The sequence below is a fragment of the Candidatus Omnitrophota bacterium genome (assembly GCA_030688425.1).
Lineage (GTDB): Bacteria > Omnitrophota > Gorgyraeia > Zapsychrales > JANLHA01 > JAUYIB01.
Genome location: JAUYIB010000027.1, coordinates 1 through 20,598 on the forward strand (window position 1 = coordinate 1; position 20,598 = coordinate 20,598).

Genomic DNA, 20,598 nt, shown 5'->3' on the forward strand with positions numbered 1-20,598 from the left:
TTCCTACTGCCAAGATCCCAAACTGGCCGAACCGGATCCTCACTGGTACAGCGGAGACCAATTTAATGTTAATTTGCTTAACAATAGTCCGGTCAGAGACAAAGGAATCATCTTGACCGGCGTGTCGAATCTTGATTATAACAATTTTAGCAGGGATTCGGTTTGGGACATTGGGGCCCTGGAATTCGGTTCCGTGGCCACGGACCAACCGCAGGAACAAACGCAAGAGCCGCAGCCAACATGCGCGGATGACATTTCCCTTTGCTCCGGGCAGTCGGACTGCACGGCGAACGGTCACTATTGGTACAACAATAGCTGTCACACTGCCGCCGCGACGTGCGCGGACGGGATCCAGTATTGCACAACGCAATCGGCTTGCACGGCCCAGGGATATTATTGGTATAACAACTCCTGCCATTCGGCGGCCGCAAGCTGCGCGGACGGGATTCAGTATTGCACGACGCAGTCTTCCTGCACGGGACAGGGGTATTATTGGTATAACAATTCCTGCCATGCGGCGACCGCAAGTTGTGCAGACAGCATTCAGTATTGCACGACGCAGTTGGACTGCACGGGGCAGGGGTATTACTGGTATGGCAATGTCTGTCATTCCTCTGCGCCGACCTGCGCAGATGGAATCCAGTACTGCACCAAGCGATCAGATTGCGTGAGCCAAGGATATTCTTGGTATGATAATTCCTGCCATGCCACCGGCCCAACCTGTGCGGATGATATCCTTTATTGCACAACGCAATCTGCGTGTACGGGGCAGGGGCATTATTGGTATAACAGCGCTTGTCAGGCGTCAGCGCCGACGTGCGCGGATAATATCCAATATTGCACGAAGAACCAGGACTGCACGGCTCAGGGGTATTATTGGTATGCCAATAGTTGTAACCTGACCCCGCAGGCTCAGCCGCCCAAGCCCTCGCAGTCAACGCCATCGGCTACAGGGGACACCCCTGCGCCGCAGTCTCCGGGGAACAATTCCAATACCCAGCAAAATCAATCCTCCCAGACGCCGGAGCCTTCAACCGAGACCATCCCTACTCATTCGCCGGAATCCGAGCAATCCTCTCAGGATTCCTTGAGCGATGCCAAGAAAAATGAGGTCAAGGAGGATCAATCCGACGTGTCCTCTCAGGATTCCTTGAACGATACCAAGAAGAATGAGGGCAAGAAGGATGATTTCGACGTGTCCTCCAGGGGCGAATCGTCGCGTCCGGAACAATCGCAGTCGCAGGATACCTCGACAGCTACCCCAACCTCATCGGATAGCGGTCATGTCAAATCCGGGAAGTCCGGTGGGTCTGGTGGCGGCTCCGGCACAACGGCTGGAAGTTCTTCCTCTCCGTCAGGATCTCTGGGTTCCATTGGCCCGGCTTTGGATGACTCAGCGGCCAGAACCCCCCGCACGGCAAGACCCGCCAGGACAACGACCGCCAAGTCCGGCCCGGCGGTTTCTGCGCCGTCAACCAGCACCATCGGGGAAACGCCTTTGACACTCGCCGCCAAGGCCGAGACAGCGGCCCAGGCAGCTCAGCCATTGAACGTTCAGCCCCAGCCAAAAATCGGCAAGCTCGCCTCGCTTTACAAAGCCGATGCTTCGGGGGCAGGAGAATCTGCGGGGCACCAGGCGGGTTTGTCAGGATCCGAGGGGGAGAGTACGTCGGAATCCTCCGAAACCTCGGTCCAGGAGAAAAAAGCCGAAAAAGCAAAGCCGCAGTATCCCGCCCTTCAGCAGGCCATTGACGGTTTTTGGGCGAAAGTGAAGAGTTGGTTCACTGGCAAGAAAGCCCCGTAAGGAGTCCTTGGCCTATGTCGAAGTTTTCCCTCAAGGGCAAAACTGGCTTTACCCTCATTGAACTCCTCTGCGCCGTTTTCATCCTCTCGGTCGGCATCGCCGGGGTCCTTCTCTTTTTTTCCAATTCTATGCTGTCATCGGGTTACGCGTGGGACATGACGGTAGGCACGTCCCATGCGGAATACCTTTTGGAAGAAATGCAGACGAAAGAGACCCTCGCGGATATTACACGGACAGACTGGCCGAACTGGGCCCAGCAGCAGGGGCTGGCCACATTGCCCCAGGAATCGTTTCAGGTCGTTTATCTGAACGCCGTCCAGGATCCTTTGGAGATTGAGGTCCAGGTCAACTGGGTCCGCAAGGGCAGGAACAGCAATGTCGTCCTTAAAACAAAAATGACAAAACAGCCATGAAACGCCGGAGCGCTTTCACCCTGGTTGAGACCATGATCGCGGCGGTGATCTTTTCTTTTATCATCGCCGGGACTTACGGTGCGTTTATGGTCGGCAACAGGGCGTGGATCTACTATAACGAGCACACCGCGCTCAAGCAGGAAACCCGCCGGGGCATGATTTTCATGATGAACGAACTTCGCGAGGCCAAGAACATCCTGATCGTCAAGGAGGAGGGGCGGCTGAGGATCAATTTTTATCGTCCCGGAGTTGGCAATGTCTCTTTCCTCTGGGCCGGGGACGGCGACCAGGCCGGACGTATCCTGCGGGTCGAGCAGGATAAGACCAGGATCCTGGCGAAACAGATCACGGCGCTTTCGTTCAAACAGTTTCCCGATGCCATTCTGATTGACATCAAGAGCACCAAGGTTTTCCCCGGGGGGAAGGAACCGGTTTCCGTCCGGCTTCGCGCCAAAGTGGCCCTGCGGGCGAAAACGGGAATCATGAAAGCCCCGGGTTAGGAGTCCAGTGATGCGATTGAGAACTGACAACCGGGGGTCCGCGTTCATCATCGCCTACATCGTGCTTTTTGCCCTGGTGACGCTTTGTTCCGGGGTTGCGCTTTTGAATTTCAGCGAGATCCATCATTCCCGCCGCTACTACGATTCCACCGCCGCTTTTTGGCTCGCCGAGGCCGGGGTCAATACCTTCTTCAAAGATCCGTCTCTGTTGGGGGAAAGGGTTTCAACGACCATCCCTTTCGGCCGGGGGATGATCCATCTTCGCCGGGATGATTCCGATCCCCGGGTCCGGAAGATCATCTCCAACGGGCTTGTTTCCGGCAGCCGCAGGAGCATCCAGGTCGAGTTGCCGGCCAGGGCTCCGGAGGTGTTCGAGAGCACTATTTCCGCGAAAGGAGATCTGGAGATCACAGGCAAAAAAGTTTCCCTGGCGGTTAACGGCCGGCTGCGGTTGAGCGGGAAGGTCAACAATGGCGCCAGTTATTCGAGCGTCCTTCTGGAGGATAAGCAAGAAGGGGCCAAGGCAAAAACCGTCACGATGACCTATCCCGACGCCAATAACAACGGCAGGGCCGATGAATTCAATGACTTTGTGGCGTTCAACCGGAACCTGGTTGAGAGTTATCCCCGGGAAGAAGTTGTCTATATCAAGGGGAATTCGACGTACACGGTTATGCCGCACGGTTCTCTCAAGGGAAAAAAAATTGTTTATGTGGAAGGCGGCAAGGGCGCAGGCAATGTTGTGATCCAATACGTCGGCGAGTGGGGGAAGGGGGAGAACATCACGATCATCTCCACCGGGACGGTCACGCTGAATCACGCCGGTTCGACCAAGGATGAAGGACAGATGAACGTCATTGCCTGGGAGGGGTACAACGAAACGGCGCTTTTGCCGGGCCGCCATAACGGGATCATTTATACTCACGGTACGGCGAATTTTTTTGACATCCACGACACCTCTGTGACCAACGGCGCGGTCGCGGCCAACGACGGTATCAAGATCGGAGAGGTCTGGTCGACCAAGACCTTCAATTATTTCGACCCGCGCAGCGGCGGGGCCGTCCCTCCCGGGTTCGAGGGGTTGGTCGGCGGAGGGACCACAGGGTACATTCTCGTGCCGGTCTCGTGGAGGGAGATTTGATGGGACCGCTCGACAGGCGCCATTACGCTGGCATCGTTTTCGGCGGGTTGGTGGTTTTTTTGCTGATGAACGGCGTCATTCATAAATCCATCAGCACGTCAGGCCCGGCCGTTCCAGCCCCGGAGCCGGCGGACCCCGTTCCCGGGAAGGGAACTGCCGACGGGGAGGGGGCCAAGAAACGCCTTGTGCCCGATGACCCGGCGAAGTATGCCATCACCGCTTACCAGGAGAGGCCCGGTTTTAAGAATCAGGCGCAATGGGACAGCGACGTCCGCCGGTCGTTGTCCGCCGCCGACTGGAAAACCGTTACCGAAAAGAATCCGGCATTGACGGATCCGACCCATCGGCAGGACGAACTCGCGGAACGCCGGGCGAGGATCGATGAGCGTATCAAGGTGTATGAAAAGTTGGCCCTTGACCGTCCCAAGGACGCAGAAGTCCGCCGTCAACTGCAATCTCTTTACATGCTCCGGGCCACGCTGACCGTCCTCGAGGAAAAAAACCGCCGCTGATTTCTCTCCCCGCGCTGGCGTGTGGCCCTGACCTGAAGAATATCCGCTTTCCTTCTTGAAGAACCCCCATCAGTTCGCTTATAATCTTTACGAAAGACCATGACTTCTCCCAAATTTCATCCACAGAGCGTTTTCATGTATCACGGTATCATCGCCGGAAGCGGCGACGTCCCGCCGGGCCGTGAGCCGGGCGCTGACCGTTACGATGTCCCTCTGCAGACATTTTCCCGACAGATGCAATGGTTGAAAGACAGCGGGTGTTCCGTATCTTTGGCCGGTCCGGACACCCCGTCCGCGCCTGTCGTCATCACGTTTGACGATGGGGAAATGAATAATTTTACCCGCGCCTTAAATGTCCTGAGAGGGCTGGGATTCCCGGCGTATTTTTTCGTCACGGTCAACCGCGTGGGCGCTCAGGGGTATATGGGGTGGGGCGAGCTCTCGGAGCTTGCCAGGGCCGGAATGGCGGTGGGTTCGCACGGCTTGACCCACCGGATACTGACGGGGTTGCCGGACGCGGAGTTGAAATCCGAGTTGGAGGAGTCCCGGTGTGTTCTTGAAGGACGATTAGGGATCGCCGTGAAGGATTTTTCCGTTCCCCGAGGATTTTATGACGAAAAGGTCGTCGAGGCGGCCATGGCCGCCGGTTACCAGAAGATTTTTGTTTCCGAGTCCGCTCCCCATCACCCGCGTTGCGTCGGGCGCGTCGCTGTCCAGTCCTCCTGGTCCCAGAAAAGATTTGAAATGGCCGTCGAAGGGAAGGTCCCTGCAGGCGAGAAAGTTTTCAACATATGCAAGGAAACCTGCAAAGCCGTGCTGGGCGGCGCCGGATATGACCGGCTGCGCAGCGCGCTGCTGAAGGGTCCATCGCGATGATTGTTTTTTTGGTTTTTCTTTTTTTGATCGTCTATTGTTACGCCGGGTATCCGCTGGCCGTCTGGGCGGTTTCCCAAATTTTTGAAAAGCCTGTCCGGAAGTCGCCGATCTGTCCCGATATCGCGATTGTTGTTGCGGCCTGGAACGAGCAGGATGTCATGGAGCAAAAAATTCGGAACCTTCTCTCTCTGGATTATCCGGTTCAAAAAATGGAGATTTGGATCGGTTCCGATGGATCCACAGACAGGACAGAAGACATTGTCCGGTCTTTCTCCGATGACCGGGTGAAGCTCCTGGCCGGTCGTGACCGGCGTGGGAAACCGGCCATGCTCAACGATGTCATGTCCCGCGTTCAGGCGGAGATCGTGGTGTTCACCGACGCCAGGCAAACCTTTGATCCGCAGACCGTCCGCGAACTGGTCGCCAATTTTTCCGATCCCTCCGTCGGGTGCGCGAGCGGGGAATTGATGTTCCGCGAAAAGGAGGGGGCGACCGCCAAAGGCGTCAATCTGTATTGGAATTACGAGAAATTTTTGCGCAGATGCGAGAGCCGGATCCATTCGATCCTGGGCGCGACGGGCGCGATCTATGCCATCCGACGTTCGTTATTTTCGCCGGTGCCGGACCAGGTGGTCCTGGACGACATGTTCGTCCCATTCCAGATCATCCGCCGGGGTTACCGGTCGGTCTTTGACGAAACGGCCAAGGCGTACGACGACGTGGCGGCCAATTCCCAGGAGGAGCACCGGCGCAAGGCGAGGACCCTATTTGGAAATTATCAAATCTTCGGGCTGTTCCCCGATCTTTTTTTCCCCTGGCGAAGCCCCATCGCCATCCAGCTTTTTTCCCATAAGTTTTTGCGGGTGGTGGCGCCGTTTTTATTGATTGCCATTTTCGTGTTGAATCTTTTTCTCCTGGATTCTCTTCTGATGCGGGCGGTGGCCGTCCTCCAGATAGTTTTTTACACCATGGCCTTGACAGGCGGCTTGGCAAGGAATCGGAATTGTGGTATTCTTAGTGGCCTTTCGCGGCTTTGTTATGCGCCGTATGTATTTTGCCTGCTCAATTTTTCTGCGGTGATCGGTTTTTTGCGATTCGTCGGTTCGAAACAGCAGGTGACGTGGCAAAAAGCGCGCGATATCGACGGCAGGGAGAAATAATGACAAGCACGGCCATCAAATTGAAGACGTTTTTCGGCAAATATTACCAGGCCATTGCGATTGCTTTCTTTTTCCTGTGGAGCTACGGCCCCGTTTTGATCTGGATGTGGGACCGGTGGTTTCAGCGGGACTCTTATTACAGCCACGGGATCCTTGTCCCGTTTGTTTCCGCATACCTGCTCTGGCAGAAGAGGGAGGAGTTGGCCAAGATTCCCTGGACGGGGTCTCCGTGGGGAATCCGGCTGATCCTGCTGGGGGCTTTTTTTTACGCCGTGAATTCGCTGTTCCGGATTTATTTTTCCTCGGCGTTCTCAATGTTTGTGGTGCTTTTTGGCCTCATTTTGCATTTCTTCGGGCCGAGGATGCTGAGGGCCGTCCTGTTCCCGCTGTGTTTTTTGTTTTTCATGTTCCCTCTTCCCCTGGTCGTGATCGTCAACATCAGTTTTAAGATGAAGTTGTTTGCTGCCTCCATCGCGACATATCTTCTCAATCAGATGGGGCTTTATGCGGTTCAACAGGGCAGCATCATCAAGATGAACAGCGCCAACATCATCGTGGACGACGTGTGCAGCGGGTTGCGCTCCCTGATCTCTTTGATGGCCTTGGGGAGTATTTTTGCTTACTGGATCACGGGCCCGATGTATAAACGGATCCTGCTGTTTTTGACCACGATCCCGATCGCGGTCATCACCAATGTCTGCCGTGTTGTTTTTTTGTCGACGATCAGTGAAATTTGGGGCCCCCAGTATACGATCGGGCTGATCCACGATATCACCGGGTATTTGGTTTTTGCCTTGGCTTTTGTCATGTTTTATATGCTGGCGAAATTGCTGGAATAATATGAGGCGACGATGAGCGGATCTAAATATCTAAAAAAAAGGAATGCTTATCTGTTGATCTGTCTTTTGTTTTTGGCTGTTGGTTCATTTTCTTGGAACCTGTTTTTCCGGGAGCACTGGCAAGTGGATACGGTGAACATTCATCGTTTCCCTCGGCAGATCCAAGGCTGGGAGTCCCAGGATTTAAAGATTTCGGAAGACGAATATGCGATCCTGGAAACGCGGAATGTTTTCACCCGGCGTTACAGCGGCCCCAAGGGCGAGATCGTTTATTTGATGATGGTTTATTCGCAGCATAACCGCAAGGTTTCTCATCCTCCGGAAATTTGTTATACCGGTAGCGGGGCCACAATCCTGAGCAACGAACCCGCAGTCATGGATTTTCCCCCGTATCAAGGCAAGGTTCGAGCTAACCGGTTGTTCATTGAGCAGGGCAACACGGAGCAGGTCATGTACTACTTGTTCAAGGTGGGGGATGACTTGACTTCCAATTATTGGAAACAGCAGATTTTGGTTGCCTGGAAGACGTTGTTCGGGCAGCCATCCAGCAGTGCTTTGATCAGGATTTCCTCAACCGTTGACCGGGACGGCCCTGCCAAAGCCATCAATTCCATTGAAAGTTTTGCGCGGATCTTTTCTCCCCTTCTCAAAGAATATCTCCCGTAATTTCCCCTGCATTGCCGTAGCGCCAATTCTCAATTTACTATTCAAATTTTATGATTAACATTTGCAACGCGATGTTGAATTGAATCGACATCGCTGTGTCCGTCTATGTCAGTATATGTCTGGGTATGTATACTTAAAAATTAGCTTTTCGCGCTTATGCACCATAAAGCATTTTATCTGAAGCAGTTATACAATGCTTTATAAGTAAATATTGTTTTTTAAAGAATATGGTTGGCACGGTATTTGCTGCATTGTTAGTGTGCTCAAGGGCACAAATTTTATCGAAAGGGCAGGTATTGGATAATGAGAAAAATGCGGCGAAAATTGTTGCGAATGATCGGTTTGCTGAGCGTTATTGCGGGGTGCGCTGTCTTCATGGCGGCTATGAGTCATGCCCTTTTAGATCCGGCTTTTGCCAGCAAGCAGGCGGGTGTCGGGTTGGAATCTGCTTCTCTGGAACCTGGGTCTTCCAATGACTGGAACGCAAAACCCAGAGGGCGAGCCCCGGAACCTTCAACAATGGTGCTTTTCGGTAGCGGTTTTATGGGAATGCTGGTGTCGTTTGTCCGCAGGATTTACCTGGTGGCGAAGCGTGGGATGGACATTGCGATCTCCATCACCGCGCTTATTTTGCTGTCCCCATTATTTTTGTTGGCGGCTATTTTGATCAAATGCACCTCCCGGGGGCCTGTTCTTTACACCCAAACCCGCGTTGGCAAGGAAGGCAGGCTTTTTGAGATTTATAAATTTCGGACGATGCGTGTTGATGCCGAAAAACACACTGGGGCTGTTTGGGCCTCCAAAAACGATTCGCGGCTGATCCCATCGGGTAAGTTCCTTCGTTTGACCAGGATTGACGAGATCCCTCAGTTCTTTAACGTTCTCCGGGGGGAAATGAGTTTTGTCGGCCCCCGCCCTGAGCGTCCGATGTTCGTCGAGAAATTAAGAAAAGAAATTTCGGATTATGAAAAACGCCTGGCCGTGAAGCCGGGGATCACCGGTATGGCGCAGGTTTGGCATAAATACGATGAGACCGTTGCCGATGTTCGCAAAAAGATCAAATATGATATCCTCTACATCAAAAGGTTGTCATTGTGGACGGATTTTGTGATTTTTTTGAGAACGTTCCGCGTGGTTTTGACTGGCCAGGGAGCCAGATAATATATAAAAATGGGCCCATGATGGGCCAAAACACAAAACGGGGGAGAAATGAAAACATTCACAGCTAAAACAATGAACTTCCTGATTCTCTCGGTGTTGTTGCCGGTCGTTTACGGCTGCAATGGGGGAAGCGGCGGCGGGTCTGCCTCTTTAGGCAGTCTTTTTGCCGGTGGCTCTCCTAGCGGCTCGAGCACCGGATCCACCAGCGGATCCGTGGGATCAGGCGGCGGAGATGCCTTGGCGTCAATTCAAAACCCCGAACCGGCGACCATGATGTTGATCGGCGGGGGGGTAGCGGCCATGGCGTATCTGCGCAGCAGAGTTCGTTAAATTTTAATCCTTTTCTACGATTGTCAAATCTTATGGGGGAGATGTTTGTAAAAAAAAGGACGGGCCTTGGCCTGTCCTTTTTTTTGCCAACTCTGGCCTGACGGATGTCTGGAAGTTGATCAAGGGAGCGTGATTGCCGGCAGAAAAAAATGATTATTATTTTGACAGGTTTCCCTCTTGCGTGGTAGTATTACCGTAACTTATTGAAATTACGTTAGTTAAGGTTTCTATTCTTCATGACTCAGAAATCATACAACCCGCAAAAACAGCCTGTCTTCATTTTAAGTTCATCTTTTAACGCGCTCCTGCGTCATCCCCAGATTCTCTTCCCTTTTTCAATTTTGGCATTCATTCAGTTGTTGATTCTTGAGTTAATTTTTTTTGCCCCTCGTTATCCTTTGTCCGGTTTTTTTGCGCCCGTCATTTCCCGGTTGGAGGGAGAGGTTTTCCTGCATTACCCGTTCAATTTCGCCCTTATGGCGAAATGGTCTCAGGCCCTTCAGCCGTTGATATATGTGATCTTTGGGAGTTTTTTTCTCGGGATGATGGTCCTGATCATTGATGAAGTTAATGCCGGCCGCGAGATCGATTTGAAGGCTGTTGTGAAATCTACGGCGAAGGTGTATATCCACCTTTTCTTGGTGACTTTGTTCTCGGCGATTCTGGTGCTGGTTCTTTTTGATTTTTATGGAGGAGGGATGCTTCTGGCCCGTCAGTTTTTGTCATCGGCCAAGGTCCCGGAGATACTCGGAAAGGTTTTGGGAGCGGCCTTGCCTTACTTCAGCATTCTGATCCCGGTTGTGGTCACGACCCTCTTGGCCTTTGTTGTCCCGGCGATCGTTATTGACAGAAAAAAGGTTTTGTCGGCCTGCGTGACGAATTTTCAGATTTTATGGGGGGCATCCGGGTTCGTTTTTTGGATTGTTTTGCTCCCGGTCTTGTTGTATGTCCCGTTCCTGTTATTGCGATCGAGCCGTGACGCCTTTCAAGCGTATTTTATCCCTGAGATCGGGGGGATGGTTGTGGCGGCGAGCATTCTCGTCCTGCTGTTTGTGGAAGCCCTGCAGTACACCGCCATCACGACGTTCTATCTTTTGCAAAAGGGACGGTGATGAAGAAGATTCTCATCGTGTTGGGCAGTATCATGGCGGGGCTTTTTATTGTTCTTTCTCTTGCGGACCGCAGCGATTATAAAGTCGAGAAGCAGTTATGGCGGATTCAAAGACAATTTGACGCCATCGCCGCTGATCCCAAGGTCGTTCCTGCACGGAAATTCGACAGCGTGGCCGGGAAGTACCAAAAGTTGATTCACGCGTATCCTCGTTCGCCCTTGGTCCCGAAGATTTATATTCAGATCGCGAAAATCTATGTTCTGAGGGAAGATTGGCCGTTGGCCCGGGAAAATTTTCAGAAGGCCCTGTCAGCCGCTCCGAAGACCGATACCGGCGGCGAGGCGCTCTTTGGCATAGGCAAGACGTATGAAAAGGAAGGCCGTTGGACGGAAGCCGTTGAAACATACCGGGAAGTCATGCACGGTTTTCCTGAAACGGAGATTGGGCTGAACATCCCGTTGTATATTGCCGAGTATTATCTCCAGCAGGGGAGCGCGCCCGCATATCAGGAGGCTTTGCAGGACGCCGTTGATTTTTATCGGACGATAGCCCGGGACCAGTCCAAGTCTTCCAGGCAATTCGCGGCGCTGGGGAAACTTGTCCTGGCCTATATGGCCTTGGAGCGCTGGCAGGAAGCCGTGGACACGTTGTCCGGGATCCTTTTGGATTATGCCTCGGAAGAACACTTGAGCGTCCAGCGCGCGGGATTGATCGTCAAAGCCATCAATAACGTTTCGATCATGAAGCTGGGGGACTACAATAGGCCGGTCGCGGTTTATGAAAAATTCATGGAGATCAATCCCGAGCATCCCTTGAATCCGGTTCTGCGGGACATGATCAAGGCGCTCAAACAATTGGAGAAGAGAGAGGGACTCGAACAGCCGGTCCCGGGACCATGATGGAAAATACGGGCGAGAAAAATAACGCTTTTGGGGACCAATCCGGCCTTTTTCGGCAGATCAGCGATATTTGCGCGGCGGTCAATGCCGTCAGGAACGGCAAAGAACTGCTGGAGGTGTCCTTGAGCGAAACGCTGGCTCTCTTTGGCGCGCAACGGGGGTCCATATTCATCCTGAAGGAGAATGGAAAGGACCTGATCCTTAAAACGGCCCGCGGCATGGAAGTCAAGGAAAGGGTTGAAATTGTCAAGCGTTTGGGGGAAGGGGTTGTCGGTCAGGTTGCCGTCACCAAAAAGCCCATCGTTGTTGACGACATTGCCAAGGACCAGCGTTTTTCCAATTTTAAGGCGAGAAAGAGTTACCGGACCCCGTCGTTCATCTGCGCGCCGCTGTTGATCAAGGACAAGCTTATTGGGGTCATCAATATTTCCGACAAGGCCTCCGGGCAGAAATTCAGCCCGCAGGAGCTTCAATTGCTGGACTTTCTTTCAAGCCAGATCGCGTTGAACTATCGCCGGATCGAGTTATACCAGAAATTCAAAACGGTCATCAAGGAATCACAGACACTCAAAAATGAGCTGGGGAAATCCAGCCTGGAAACCACGATCCTCAAGCGGCAGGTTGTTTTGCAGGAAAAGCTCGCCAGCATCGGCAAGCTGGCCGGCGGCATCGCCCACGAGTTTAATAATCCGTTGGACGGGGTGTTGCGTTACACGAATCTTTGTCTGGAGCATGTGCGGGAGGATGAGGTCGTTCGGGGATACCTTCTGGAGATCAAGCACGGTTTGAACCGCATGGCCGAGATCGTCCGGAGCCTTTTGGCTTGTTCACGCCAGGTGGAGACCGCCGGCAAGAAAATCGGCCCAAATGAGGCCGCGGAAAACGCTTTGAAGGCCCTGCAAACGGAAATCATTCACAAGGATATTCAGGTTGAGACGCGGCTTCAGGACGGCCTGCCGCAACTGGTGGATTTCGGCCTGGAAAGGGTTTTGCAGAATTTGATCCGGAACGCCATCGACGCCATGAACGATCATGGGCGGATTTTTATCGCCACATCGCGAAAGAGCGGCGAGGTTTTGATCGAAGTGGTCGACACAGGGACCGGTATCTCCCGGGAATCGATGGAGAGGATTTTTGAACCGTTTTATACGACCAAGGATATTGACAAGGGATGCGGCCTGGGGCTCACCATTGTGAGCGAGATCGTCAAGAGCTATAACGGCCAGATCCATGTGGAAAGCGCCGTCAACCAGGGGACGAAATTCGCCGTTACGATCCCCGTGAAATCCAATGAACAATCCTAAAGAGCGCAACAGCAAAATTGACATCCTCGTTGTGGACGACGAGCCCCTGATTCGAGAATCCCTCTATGAGATCCTCCGGATCGACGGTTATCGGGCTTATATGGCCTCAAGCGGGGAGGAGGCGTTGACTCTCTTGGGCCGGCAAAAAATCGACATCGTCCTCACCGACCTGAAACTGCCCAAAATGGACGGGCTGGAACTGTTAACGAAAATCAAAGCCGCGCACCCGGAAACGGAAGTGATCATGATCACCGGCTACGGCACTATCGAAACCGCCGTGGACACCATGAGAAAAGGAGCCTTTGATTATGTGACCAAGCCGGTCAATGACAACGAGATCAAGATCATCATCGACAAGATTGTCGATAAAAAGGCGATAGTCGAGGAGAACAAAAGCCTGCGGCAACTGATCGCCCAGGTCAACCGCAGTTCGCTGTGTGACATGATTGGCTCCAGCGAGAGCATGCAGCGGGTCTACCACGTTATCGATTCGGTGGCCAGTTCCAACGCAACGATTCTGATCAGCGGGGAAAGCGGAACGGGAAAGGGCCTTGTGGCCCGGGCGATCCATAGCCTGGATCAGAATCGTAAAGACAAACCGTTTGTTGAGGTCAGCTGCGGGGCTTTGTCGGAAACCCTGCTGGAAAGCGAACTTTTCGGGCACGTGAAAGGGGCCTTTACCGGCGCCATCAAGGACAAAGAGGGCCGTTTTGAGTTTGCCAGGGGCGGGACCATTTTTTTGGATGAAATCGACGCCTTTTCCCCGAATTTGCAGGTGAAGCTCCTGCGCGTGCTGCAGGACGGGATTATTGAGAGGGTGGGGGACAACGCTCCGCGCAAGGCAGATGTCCGGATCATTGTCGCCACGAACCAGTCGCTTTCGGACCTTGTGTCGAAAGGGAAATTCCGTGGGGACTTGTATTATCGCATCAATGTCATTTCGATTCAGCTGCCGGCCCTGCGGGAGCGGAAGGAAGATATAGACGTTCTTGTCCGGCATTTTCTCGAGAGGTATAGCCGCGATAATAAAAAGAAAATCACGGGGATCGCCGAGGATGTCCGTAAGGTTTTTTTGGAATACCATTGGCCCGGGAACGTCCGCGAGCTTGAAAACGCCATTGAAGGCGCGGTGATCATGGTCAAGACCGGGATAATCAATCGCTGGGATATCCCGAATTTCGGGAAGTTTGAGTCAGCTCCGGCGGTGACCTCGGCCAACCCGGATGGATGGCCGCTGAAGAAGGTCATGGAGCAGCCGGAAAAGGACTTGATCCTGACAGTCCTTAAAGATTGCCATTGGAACCGCAATAAGGCCGCTGAGGCCCTCGGGATTAACCGGACAACGCTTTATAACAAGATGAAAAAATACGAAATTTCTTTTCATAAACCCGGCCGTTAAGGCGGGCAGGGTGGAGCCGAATATGACCCCGAAACAATTGGTTGAGGAATTGATCGAGAAGGACAAATGGGCCGAATTTTTGAGGCGGTTCATCGATGTCTTGAAGATCAATCTTTTTGTCGTGGATCATGAGGGGAAGATGCTTGTGCCGCCGTATCGCAACGGGGACCGGCGCAAATTTCAGAACGACCTCCTGGTGGAATCGTTTGGCTTCGATTTTTCAGGAAAGGGGAAGGAATTTTTTCAGAAATTCGACAAGCAGGGACCCTATTGGGAGGCCTCCAGCCCGTTTGACATGCGGATTTACGCCGTTCCTGTCTCTGTCGAGGGAAAGACGTTCGCCTACACTTTGGTGGGTCCCGTGATCCTGAACCGGCGGCTTGAGGCCGCCGAATATGTGGCCCTGGCCCAGCAGCAAAAAGTCAGCCCGGAGCCGCTGGTGGACGCCATGAATGAGGTTCGCGTTGTCTCTTTTGTTACGATGAAGGCAATTTTGGACCTTTTGTCCGAAGTCATCAAGGATGTGGTCGAGTTGAGTTTGGAACGGCGCAAACTGCATGAGACGCGCTTCAACCGTGAGATTCTTCCTAAGGAAATTACCGATGCGGCCCAGGAAATGTATAAATCCATCCATGAGGACGAGCTCCTGGTGACCATCCTGGATGTGGCGTTGAATTTGACCCGCGCTGAGTGCGGCTCCATCATGCTCCTGGACGAAAAGACAGGGGAGCTGGCGATCAAGGTTTCGCGCGGCCTTGGCAAAGGTGCTTGCGGCGCCCGCGTCAAGATGGGGGAAGGGGTGGCCGGTGTCGCTGCGCAGGAAAACACGCCATTTTTGATCTCGGGTGTCCAGGGGGACAACCGTATCAAGCATCTTCTCAAGAGACCGGAAATCAAGACGGCTGTCGTCATGCCGTTGACCACGCAAGACCGCGTTTTTGGCGTTTTGAATCTGCATGCCAAGAGTGAGGATAACAGCATTGAAGCCGGCATGGAAAGCCTCCAGAATTTCGGCCGCCTGGTTACCGCCGCTATGAACAGTTTTTAGCGACTCGCAGTTCCCGCCTGTTTTTCGTTACAAATCCGTAAAAAAACAAAAAAATTACGCCGTAGAGAGCAATATAATGTATATTATTTATGAGCAGGTGCTAATTATTAATGGGTGGTTATTATGAGCATATGCTCATAATATCGTGCGGGTATATCGCGAGTTGGTCTTGAGGGAGACGGCATGGGGCAAGGACGACCGAAGAAGGTCAGGTACATTCAAAATATGCCGCAGGTGCTTCAATTCAGCCCCCGGGGGAAGCCGGGGCGGCCTGAAGAAGTTGGGCTTTCTATCGATGAATTTGAGGCCCTGAAGCTTTCGGACCACCAGGGCTTTAGCCAGGCCCAGGGTGCCCAGGCGATGAAGCTATCCAGGCCAAGTTTTGGGCGTCTTGTCCGGGGGGCCCGCCGTAAGGTCGCGGACGCCCTGGCTAACGGCAAGATCATCAAGATCTACCCGGGCGATGCGCAGGTGGGCGTTCGCAAGGTCGACTTTCGGCTGGATTCTTTTCAGGAGGACTTGGCAAAGTTTAATGCCCAGACAAAGAAGGTCCTGAGGGCCGCAAAGAGCGCATCCGCAGCCCGACGCGCGCAGACACCCGCAGGCGCAACCCCTAAAGACATGTTTTAGGGGGGATTATTTGATTATACATTAACTTCTTATAATATATGTTATGTAAACTACATGGAGTTTGGATAAATGGTCTAATGCCTTGATTCCAGCGGGTTTGCTGCCTTTTGCGTTTTAGTCAATGCGTTGTGGCCAAACTTACTTATATTCTATTCGTGTATGTGATCTTCCCTGTTTTTGACGAATCTCTGCAGAATTGCTCGGCCTCTGTTGTTTTTTGACATCTTGAGCCGAGAAAGAAAAAAGCCAGGGTAAATATGAAATTTACCCTGGCTTTTTAGCATTCTGAAGGGATTTTTGTTACTTGAGCGTCAGGACATCCGGCTTCCTTTGTTGGGGACTCATGGCTTCTACGGATTCTGTGTCAATTTCGATAAGGACAAAATTGGGGTCTTCCAGGCTGGTGAAATACTGCCGGAGCATCGGGATATTATACCAAACCTGCTGTTTTTTGTCTTTGTTTTCGCTGATTTTGGCCTTGCCGGAGATCCTGGCAAAGCACATTTTGCGGTCAATATAGCACATCTCCACCTGGGGATTCTGGCTGATTTGGCTGATGGTGCGCGAATGCGCTAAAACGGCCAGTAAAAGATTGCCGTCCTCATCCAAATATGGCATCATGGGCCTGGCCTTGGGCTGGCCGCCGTCCACGGTCGCCAGCACCCCAAAACCGGCATCTTTGATCAAGTCGATCACTTCCTGTTTTTGCATACTTTTAACCTCCGGTCTTTGGCTTTGCCGATGCCTTTTTGTCCTTGAATTTTGCGGTCCCGACCCATTCGGTGTTGAGGGTTGAAATGATTTCCGCGGCTATAGACACGGCGATTTCTTCCGGTGTCTGGGAACCGATATCAATGCCGGCCGGGATCCGGATCCGGGCGAGTTTTTTCTGATCATAACCCATGCCTTTCAGCCGGTTGAAAAACTTGATTTTTTTGGCCTTGCTGGAAATGACCCCCACATAAGCGGCCGGAGAATCAATGACGGTTTTGAGGCATTCAAAGTCATATTCGTTCCCCTGGGTCACGATCATGACGCAACTGTCCTGAGTTACCGGGATGCGAGCCAATTCCTTGGCATGGTTTCCCAGAAAAATTTCATCCGCGTGCGGGAATCGGCTCTTATTTGCGTATTCCTTGCGGTCATCGATGATGGTCACTTTGAAGTTCATCATTTTTCCGATCACGGACAACGGCAGCGCGATGTGTCCGGCCCCGCAAATGACAAGATTTTTAACGCCTGCGAAGGGTTCGATGAAGACCTTGATCTGCCCCCCGCAAACCGACTGTCCCTCCTGTCCGAAATAATCATAAGTGACCACGGCCGGCTGGCGGGTCTTGATGGCCTTTTGGCATTCCAGGACGGTGGCTTTTTCATTTCTGCCGCCGCCGATGCTTCCGACCAGGGTCCCATCCTGGAGAACGACCATTTTGGCCCCGGCCTTGCGCGGAGTTCCCTTCAGGGTGCTTTCCACCACCGTGGCAAAGGCATAACTTTGTCCCTTTTGGGCGGCCTCGTAGGCCTTTTTGATCACGGGATCCATGGTTTGTTTTTGAGGGAAAATGAGGGTTATTTTTTGAGATATGCGCGGATGATTTTCTGCTCTTCCACGGGGCGGTCATTGGCCCCGGTTTCCGTATTGGCGATCCGCTCGACAACGTAATAGCCGTCAACAACCTCGCCGAAAATCGTATAATTCATGTTGAGTTCGGGCCGGGGCGCCACGGTAATGAAGAATTGGCTGGCGTTCGTGTCGGGGCCGGCGTTGGCCATGGCCAAAATTCCTGGTTTGTCAAACCCAGCCTTGGAGGAAACTTCGTTCGGAAATGTCTTGCCCCAGATGCTTTGCCCGCCACGCCCGTTTCCGGTGGGGTCGCCCCCCTGGATCATAAAACCAGCGATGACCCTGTGAAAAAGGACGCCGTCATAATACCCCTTTTCGGCCAATTTGACGAAATTTTGCGTCGCTTTCGGCGCAATTTGCGGATTGAGCTTCAGTTCAATGACCCCTTTGTTGGTCTCAAGGACAACAATTGGAGTTTTTTGGGCACAGGCCGCGCATAAAAAAATGATCGCGAAAACAGCGGGATAAAAAGCGGGAGTATTTTGCTTAAGCATCTTTTTTGTTTTCGGGATCATCCGGGACCTCGTTTGCTTTTGACGTGTTATCGGGGATTTCCTGTTTCTGATCTGCGTCCCCTTTCTCTGGTGCTTTTTCTGTCTTCTCGGCATGCTGAGGGTTTTCAGCCTGGGCATTCTCCGGCCCGGTGTCAGTGTTTGGTTTTGGATCTTCTGCCAGAATGTCGGGGGCTAATGAAACCGTGACCGGCTCCCCGGGATCTTCCTGGCCGCTCTTTTGAGCGGGGTCGTCAACGATCACTTCAGAGAAAACCGGTGGGGACTCTTGGGGACTGTTATCCGTTTTGGGTGCAGCCTCCTCCCCTGCTGTTGTTTTGGCGGGAGGAGCAGGCAGAGGTTCTTTATTTTCAATCAGTTCTGGCTTGGCAAGGGTCGGCGGCATGATTTCGGTTGGGAGCGGAGATTCTTCGGAATCCTGTGGAAGGGCTTCTTTCCTGAGTGCAGATTCCCCAGGCGGTTCAGCCGGAGACTTGATTGCAGCGGATTCCTGCGGGCGATGATCTGGCCCTGTTGTTTCCGGCGTTTTCGGAGCTTCTTCCTCTGTCATTGCGGGGTGATCCTCGGTCTTTGTCGTGTCGGATGGCTGCGGAGGTGGCTCGGAAGATTCCGGAGACAGGACGACTTCTGCGACTGAGTTTGATGGGCTATCGGCTACAGCAGGAATGGCGGCGGGAGCCGGCGGCTCTTCATTGATAACGGGCTCTGTTTGCGTAGGAGTCTCCGGTTCTGTGTTTTTCGGTTGTAGCTCGTTTTCCGGGGAGACGTGTCCGTCCTTTTTGAGCTGGTCCACAACGGCGTTGATCTTGAGGTTTTTTTCCTGGATGAGTTTCTCCTGCCCCTGGATTTTTTCCTCCAGCTCCCCGATCTTTTTTTGCCTCAACTGGATCTGGCCCTGGGCTTCCTTGATTTCCTCTTCTTTGGCGAGGATGTTTTTTTCGAGCGTTTTGATGTTTTCCTCAAGCTGGTTAACCCTCTTCAGATAGGAGTTGCCTTCGGTCTGGGCTGCGGTCAACTGAACTTCCAGCTCGCGGCATTTGTCTTTGGAATCCTTGAGTTCTTTTTCCAAGAGGTCTTTGACTTTGTTGAAATCCTTGCGGTGCTTGACTTCATTGGACAGGGCCTTTTCAGATTTTTCCAGGTCTTGGCTTTTTTCCTGAAAAAGGGCGTCGAGTTTTTGGTATTTTTCAATGAGTTCGGAATGCTTTTTCTCAAGCTCGTCGTGGCGGAGGGCCAGATCGGACTCGGTCTCAACGGAGTTTTTGTCTGAAAAGGACCGTGTGTCGAGGCGCAAGGCCGCTGTCCCTGTGGACGGCGTGGGAGAATTGATGGGCGGCAGAGACGGCTGCTGCATGACTTGCGGTTGCTCCTTGAAGATCTTCCGCTGGAGAGTCCCGAAAATCTTGGGGATGGTGATTGTTTTTGACTCGGAAGAGGGTTTCAGCGCTTCCTCTCCAAGCCCGAGTTTTTTAAGGATGGCCGCAGAGGTGACGCTTTCTTTGGGTTGGCCTTCAGCGGAAGGTTCCTGCGGCTGCTGTTTTTTTTCCGACCACATCAGCCAAGCCACAATCCCGAGTCCGAGAGCGATGACGCCAATCCCGATGTAAAACGGTAGCAAGGTCTGTCTCCGAATCGTTTATCCCGGTCAAAGCGGTGTTTGACAAGCGCACCCGGGAATTTATAATAGGTGTATGATTTCCTGCGTTTTGCTATCCGCGGGGTTGAGTTCCCGCTTCGGATCGCCCAAGGCCCTGGCCCCCTGGATCGGGGGCCAGACCGTCATCGGGCATCTCCAGTCGCTCCTATTGTCCTCTTCCATCGACGAGATCATTGTCGTAGTGGGCGCTGGCGCCGAGAACGTCCGGCCTCATGTATTAAAGCACAAAAAAATTCGTATTGTCTATAACAAAGATTATATTCTCGGCCAGACATCGTCGTTCCGGGCTGCATTGCCCCACTGCTCTCCGGCCGCCGAAGCTGTTTTCCTTCTTCCTGTGGATTTTCCTGCCATCCAGTGTGGCACATTGCAATCGTTGATCGCGGCGTTCCATCAGCAAAAGCCCCTGATTCTGGTGCCTGTTCACGAGGGCCGTCGGGGCCACCCCCCCCTGTTTCGTGCGGACTTGTTATCGGAATTCTTGGCCTTGGGAGACGATTGCGGGATTAACAGCGTTCTGCATCGGTATGAAACGGATGTCGTGGATTTTTCGGTCAACGATGAAGGCGTTTTGGTGACCTTTAACACTCCGGAGGAATTCCGGCAAATCAGGGAGCGGGCTGCTCCTGAGGGACCTGCTGGAACGAAATAACGGTGGCCGTGAAGCTCGTGCGGATATTCCCGTTGGCCAGGAATTTTTTTAAGCCCGTTTTTTCCTCCGTCCCCCCTTTGCCGTTTTTGGTGATGTTGGTGATGGCGTCTCCGCCCAAAACACCCGCTTCTTTTTTCAACTGCTCAATGACCGCCGGCATTTTTTGGCGCCGCTCGGCGTTGACCGTGACGAATCCGACGACCTCATGCGGCCGGTCCACGGCTTCCAGATAAACGACTTCGGTCGCGGATTTCTTGGGGGGATGATAATTGAACGTGACTTCCTCGGAGTTGACGTGATACAGGCTGCAGCCTGCGGCTCCCAAAACGCAGAGGAACAATAAAAGTTTACTTTTCATG

24 protein-coding genes are annotated in these 20,598 nt (G+C 52.8%); 19 read left to right on the forward strand and 5 right to left on the reverse strand.

Annotated features, from left to right (window positions below):
* The 17 genes from Q8Q08_10460 to Q8Q08_10540 form a co-directional block, all read left to right on the forward strand.
* A partial coding sequence (locus tag Q8Q08_10460) for a hypothetical protein (protein ID MDP2654437.1) occupies positions 1–1,804 on the forward strand: 1,804 nt, incomplete at its 5' end.
* A 14-nt stretch (positions 1,805–1,818) separates the two neighbouring features.
* Positions 1,819–2,217 (forward strand): prepilin-type N-terminal cleavage/methylation domain-containing protein, encoded by a 399-nt coding sequence (locus Q8Q08_10465; GenBank protein ID MDP2654438.1) that lies wholly within the window; start codon positions 1,819–1,821, stop codon positions 2,215–2,217.
* A complete protein-coding gene (locus Q8Q08_10470) occupies positions 2,214–2,717 on the forward strand; it encodes a prepilin-type N-terminal cleavage/methylation domain-containing protein (GenBank protein ID MDP2654439.1) in 504 nt (167 codons plus the stop codon). Before Q8Q08_10465 ends, Q8Q08_10470 begins: the two co-directional genes overlap by 4 nt.
* Positions 2,718–2,727: 10 nt before the next feature.
* Positions 2,728–3,858 (forward strand): hypothetical protein, encoded by a 1,131-nt coding sequence (locus Q8Q08_10475; GenBank protein MDP2654440.1) that lies wholly within the window; start codon positions 2,728–2,730, stop codon positions 3,856–3,858.
* Positions 3,858–4,370, forward strand: a complete 513-nt coding sequence (locus tag Q8Q08_10480) for a hypothetical protein (protein ID MDP2654441.1) — start codon at positions 3,858–3,860, stop codon at positions 4,368–4,370. Before Q8Q08_10475 ends, Q8Q08_10480 begins: the two co-directional genes overlap by 1 nt.
* Positions 4,371–4,469: 99 nt before the next feature.
* Positions 4,470–5,246, forward strand: coding sequence for a polysaccharide deacetylase family protein (locus tag Q8Q08_10485; protein ID MDP2654442.1), 777 nt, complete (start codon positions 4,470–4,472; stop codon positions 5,244–5,246).
* Complete coding sequence (locus Q8Q08_10490; protein ID MDP2654443.1) at positions 5,243–6,406, forward strand: glycosyltransferase family 2 protein; 1,164 nt, start codon at positions 5,243–5,245, stop codon at positions 6,404–6,406. Before Q8Q08_10485 ends, Q8Q08_10490 begins: the two co-directional genes overlap by 4 nt.
* Entirely contained in the window at positions 6,406–7,245 is an 840-nt protein-coding gene (locus Q8Q08_10495; GenBank protein MDP2654444.1) for an exosortase/archaeosortase family protein, read from the forward strand. Before Q8Q08_10490 ends, Q8Q08_10495 begins: the two co-directional genes overlap by 1 nt.
* 12 nt (positions 7,246–7,257) lie before the next feature.
* A complete protein-coding gene (locus tag Q8Q08_10500) occupies positions 7,258–7,911 on the forward strand; it encodes an EpsI family protein (protein MDP2654445.1) in 654 nt (217 codons plus the stop codon).
* 384 nt (positions 7,912–8,295) lie between these two features.
* Entirely contained in the window at positions 8,296–9,072 is a 777-nt protein-coding gene (locus Q8Q08_10505) for an exopolysaccharide biosynthesis polyprenyl glycosylphosphotransferase (protein MDP2654446.1), read from the forward strand.
* Between the two features lie 48 nt (positions 9,073–9,120).
* The gene (locus Q8Q08_10510; GenBank protein MDP2654447.1) at positions 9,121–9,402 is read left to right on the forward strand and encodes a PEP-CTERM sorting domain-containing protein; all 282 of its coding nucleotides are present in this window, start codon (positions 9,121–9,123) and stop codon (positions 9,400–9,402) included.
* A gap of 476 nt (positions 9,403–9,878) precedes the next feature.
* Positions 9,879–10,514 carry a hypothetical protein gene (locus tag Q8Q08_10515; GenBank protein MDP2654448.1) on the forward strand — a complete coding sequence of 212 codons (636 nt, stop codon included), beginning with the start codon at positions 9,879–9,881 and terminating at the stop codon, positions 10,512–10,514.
* Positions 10,514–11,413: a tetratricopeptide repeat protein gene (locus Q8Q08_10520; GenBank protein MDP2654449.1), complete on the forward strand. Its 900-nt coding sequence runs from the start codon at positions 10,514–10,516 to the stop codon at positions 11,411–11,413. The genes Q8Q08_10515 and Q8Q08_10520 overlap by 1 nt, the downstream gene beginning before the upstream one ends.
* Positions 11,410–12,717: an ATP-binding protein gene (locus Q8Q08_10525; GenBank protein MDP2654450.1), complete on the forward strand. Its 1,308-nt coding sequence runs from the start codon at positions 11,410–11,412 to the stop codon at positions 12,715–12,717. Before Q8Q08_10520 ends, Q8Q08_10525 begins: the two co-directional genes overlap by 4 nt.
* The gene (locus tag Q8Q08_10530; GenBank protein ID MDP2654451.1) at positions 12,704–14,116 is read left to right on the forward strand and encodes a sigma-54 dependent transcriptional regulator; all 1,413 of its coding nucleotides are present in this window, start codon (positions 12,704–12,706) and stop codon (positions 14,114–14,116) included. Before Q8Q08_10525 ends, Q8Q08_10530 begins: the two co-directional genes overlap by 14 nt.
* 22 nt (positions 14,117–14,138) lie before the next feature.
* Positions 14,139–15,164, forward strand: a complete 1,026-nt coding sequence (locus tag Q8Q08_10535) for a PocR ligand-binding domain-containing protein (protein MDP2654452.1) — start codon at positions 14,139–14,141, stop codon at positions 15,162–15,164.
* 183 nt (positions 15,165–15,347) lie between these two features.
* Positions 15,348–15,794, forward strand: coding sequence for a DUF134 domain-containing protein (locus Q8Q08_10540; GenBank protein MDP2654453.1), 447 nt, complete (start codon positions 15,348–15,350; stop codon positions 15,792–15,794).
* Between the two features lie 300 nt (positions 15,795–16,094).
* Here the strand turns inward: Q8Q08_10540 and Q8Q08_10545 are convergent, their stop codons facing one another.
* The 4 genes from Q8Q08_10545 to Q8Q08_10560 are packed head-to-tail and all read right to left on the reverse strand — an operon-like array spanning position 16,095 to position 18,999.
* Entirely contained in the window at positions 16,095–16,505 is a 411-nt protein-coding gene (locus Q8Q08_10545; GenBank protein ID MDP2654454.1) for a pyridoxamine 5'-phosphate oxidase family protein, read from the reverse strand.
* Between the two features lie 4 nt (positions 16,506–16,509).
* Positions 16,510–17,337 (reverse strand): XdhC/CoxI family protein, encoded by an 828-nt coding sequence (locus tag Q8Q08_10550; GenBank protein MDP2654455.1) that lies wholly within the window; start codon positions 17,335–17,337, stop codon positions 16,510–16,512.
* Between the two features lie 26 nt (positions 17,338–17,363).
* Positions 17,364–17,912 (reverse strand): peptidylprolyl isomerase, encoded by a 549-nt coding sequence (locus tag Q8Q08_10555; protein MDP2654456.1) that lies wholly within the window; start codon positions 17,910–17,912, stop codon positions 17,364–17,366.
* Positions 17,905–18,999, reverse strand: a complete 1,095-nt coding sequence (locus Q8Q08_10560) for a hypothetical protein (protein ID MDP2654457.1) — start codon at positions 18,997–18,999, stop codon at positions 17,905–17,907. The genes Q8Q08_10555 and Q8Q08_10560 overlap by 8 nt, the downstream gene beginning before the upstream one ends.
* A 30-nt stretch (positions 19,000–19,029) precedes the next feature.
* Here Q8Q08_10560 and Q8Q08_10565 point away from each other — a divergent pair, with 30 nt between their 5' ends.
* The gene (locus Q8Q08_10565; protein MDP2654458.1) at positions 19,030–19,200 is read left to right on the forward strand and encodes a hypothetical protein; all 171 of its coding nucleotides are present in this window, start codon (positions 19,030–19,032) and stop codon (positions 19,198–19,200) included.
* A gap of 421 nt (positions 19,201–19,621) precedes the next feature.
* The gene (locus tag Q8Q08_10570; protein MDP2654459.1) at positions 19,622–20,239 is read left to right on the forward strand and encodes a nucleotidyltransferase family protein; all 618 of its coding nucleotides are present in this window, start codon (positions 19,622–19,624) and stop codon (positions 20,237–20,239) included.
* Here the strand turns inward: Q8Q08_10570 and Q8Q08_10575 are convergent.
* The gene (locus Q8Q08_10575) at positions 20,196–20,597 is read right to left on the reverse strand and encodes a hypothetical protein (GenBank protein MDP2654460.1); all 402 of its coding nucleotides are present in this window, start codon (positions 20,595–20,597) and stop codon (positions 20,196–20,198) included. The genes Q8Q08_10570 and Q8Q08_10575 overlap by 44 nt on opposite strands.
* Position 20,598: the final 1 nt, after the last annotated feature.

What these genes read in the sequence shown, in the direction of transcription:
- Q8Q08_10465 (MDP2654438.1), top strand. Translation starts at nt 1,819, where the DNA reads ATGTCGAAGTTTTCCCTCAAGGGCAAAACTGGCTTTACCCTCATTGAA.
- Q8Q08_10470 (MDP2654439.1), top strand. Translation starts at nt 2,214, where the DNA reads ATGAAACGCCGGAGCGCTTTCACCCTGGTTGAGACCATGATCGCGGCG.
- Q8Q08_10475 (MDP2654440.1), top strand. Translation starts at nt 2,728, where the DNA reads ATGCGATTGAGAACTGACAACCGGGGGTCCGCGTTCATCATCGCCTAC.
- Q8Q08_10480 (MDP2654441.1), top strand. Translation starts at nt 3,858, where the DNA reads ATGGGACCGCTCGACAGGCGCCATTACGCTGGCATCGTTTTCGGCGGG.
- Q8Q08_10485 (MDP2654442.1), top strand. Translation starts at nt 4,470, where the DNA reads ATGACTTCTCCCAAATTTCATCCACAGAGCGTTTTCATGTATCACGGT.
- Q8Q08_10490 (MDP2654443.1), top strand. Translation starts at nt 5,243, where the DNA reads ATGATTGTTTTTTTGGTTTTTCTTTTTTTGATCGTCTATTGTTACGCC.
- Q8Q08_10495 (MDP2654444.1), top strand. Translation starts at nt 6,406, where the DNA reads ATGACAAGCACGGCCATCAAATTGAAGACGTTTTTCGGCAAATATTAC.
- Q8Q08_10500 (MDP2654445.1), top strand. Translation starts at nt 7,258, where the DNA reads ATGAGCGGATCTAAATATCTAAAAAAAAGGAATGCTTATCTGTTGATC.
- Q8Q08_10505 (MDP2654446.1), top strand. Translation starts at nt 8,296, where the DNA reads ATGAGTCATGCCCTTTTAGATCCGGCTTTTGCCAGCAAGCAGGCGGGT.
- Q8Q08_10510 (MDP2654447.1), top strand. Translation starts at nt 9,121, where the DNA reads ATGAAAACATTCACAGCTAAAACAATGAACTTCCTGATTCTCTCGGTG.
- Q8Q08_10515 (MDP2654448.1), top strand. Translation starts at nt 9,879, where the DNA reads ATGGCGAAATGGTCTCAGGCCCTTCAGCCGTTGATATATGTGATCTTT.
- Q8Q08_10520 (MDP2654449.1), top strand. Translation starts at nt 10,514, where the DNA reads ATGAAGAAGATTCTCATCGTGTTGGGCAGTATCATGGCGGGGCTTTTT.
- Q8Q08_10525 (MDP2654450.1), top strand. Translation starts at nt 11,410, where the DNA reads ATGATGGAAAATACGGGCGAGAAAAATAACGCTTTTGGGGACCAATCC.
- Q8Q08_10530 (MDP2654451.1), top strand. Translation starts at nt 12,704, where the DNA reads ATGAACAATCCTAAAGAGCGCAACAGCAAAATTGACATCCTCGTTGTG.
- Q8Q08_10535 (MDP2654452.1), top strand. Translation starts at nt 14,139, where the DNA reads ATGACCCCGAAACAATTGGTTGAGGAATTGATCGAGAAGGACAAATGG.
- Q8Q08_10540 (MDP2654453.1), top strand. Translation starts at nt 15,348, where the DNA reads ATGGGGCAAGGACGACCGAAGAAGGTCAGGTACATTCAAAATATGCCG.
- Q8Q08_10545 (MDP2654454.1), bottom strand. Translation starts at nt 16,505, where the DNA reads ATGCAAAAACAGGAAGTGATCGACTTGATCAAAGATGCCGGTTTTGGG.
- Q8Q08_10550 (MDP2654455.1), bottom strand. Translation starts at nt 17,337, where the DNA reads ATGGATCCCGTGATCAAAAAGGCCTACGAGGCCGCCCAAAAGGGACAA.
- Q8Q08_10555 (MDP2654456.1), bottom strand. Translation starts at nt 17,912, where the DNA reads ATGCTTAAGCAAAATACTCCCGCTTTTTATCCCGCTGTTTTCGCGATC.
- Q8Q08_10570 (MDP2654459.1), top strand. Translation starts at nt 19,622, where the DNA reads ATGATTTCCTGCGTTTTGCTATCCGCGGGGTTGAGTTCCCGCTTCGGA.
- Q8Q08_10575 (MDP2654460.1), bottom strand. Translation starts at nt 20,597, where the DNA reads ATGAAAAGTAAACTTTTATTGTTCCTCTGCGTTTTGGGAGCCGCAGGC.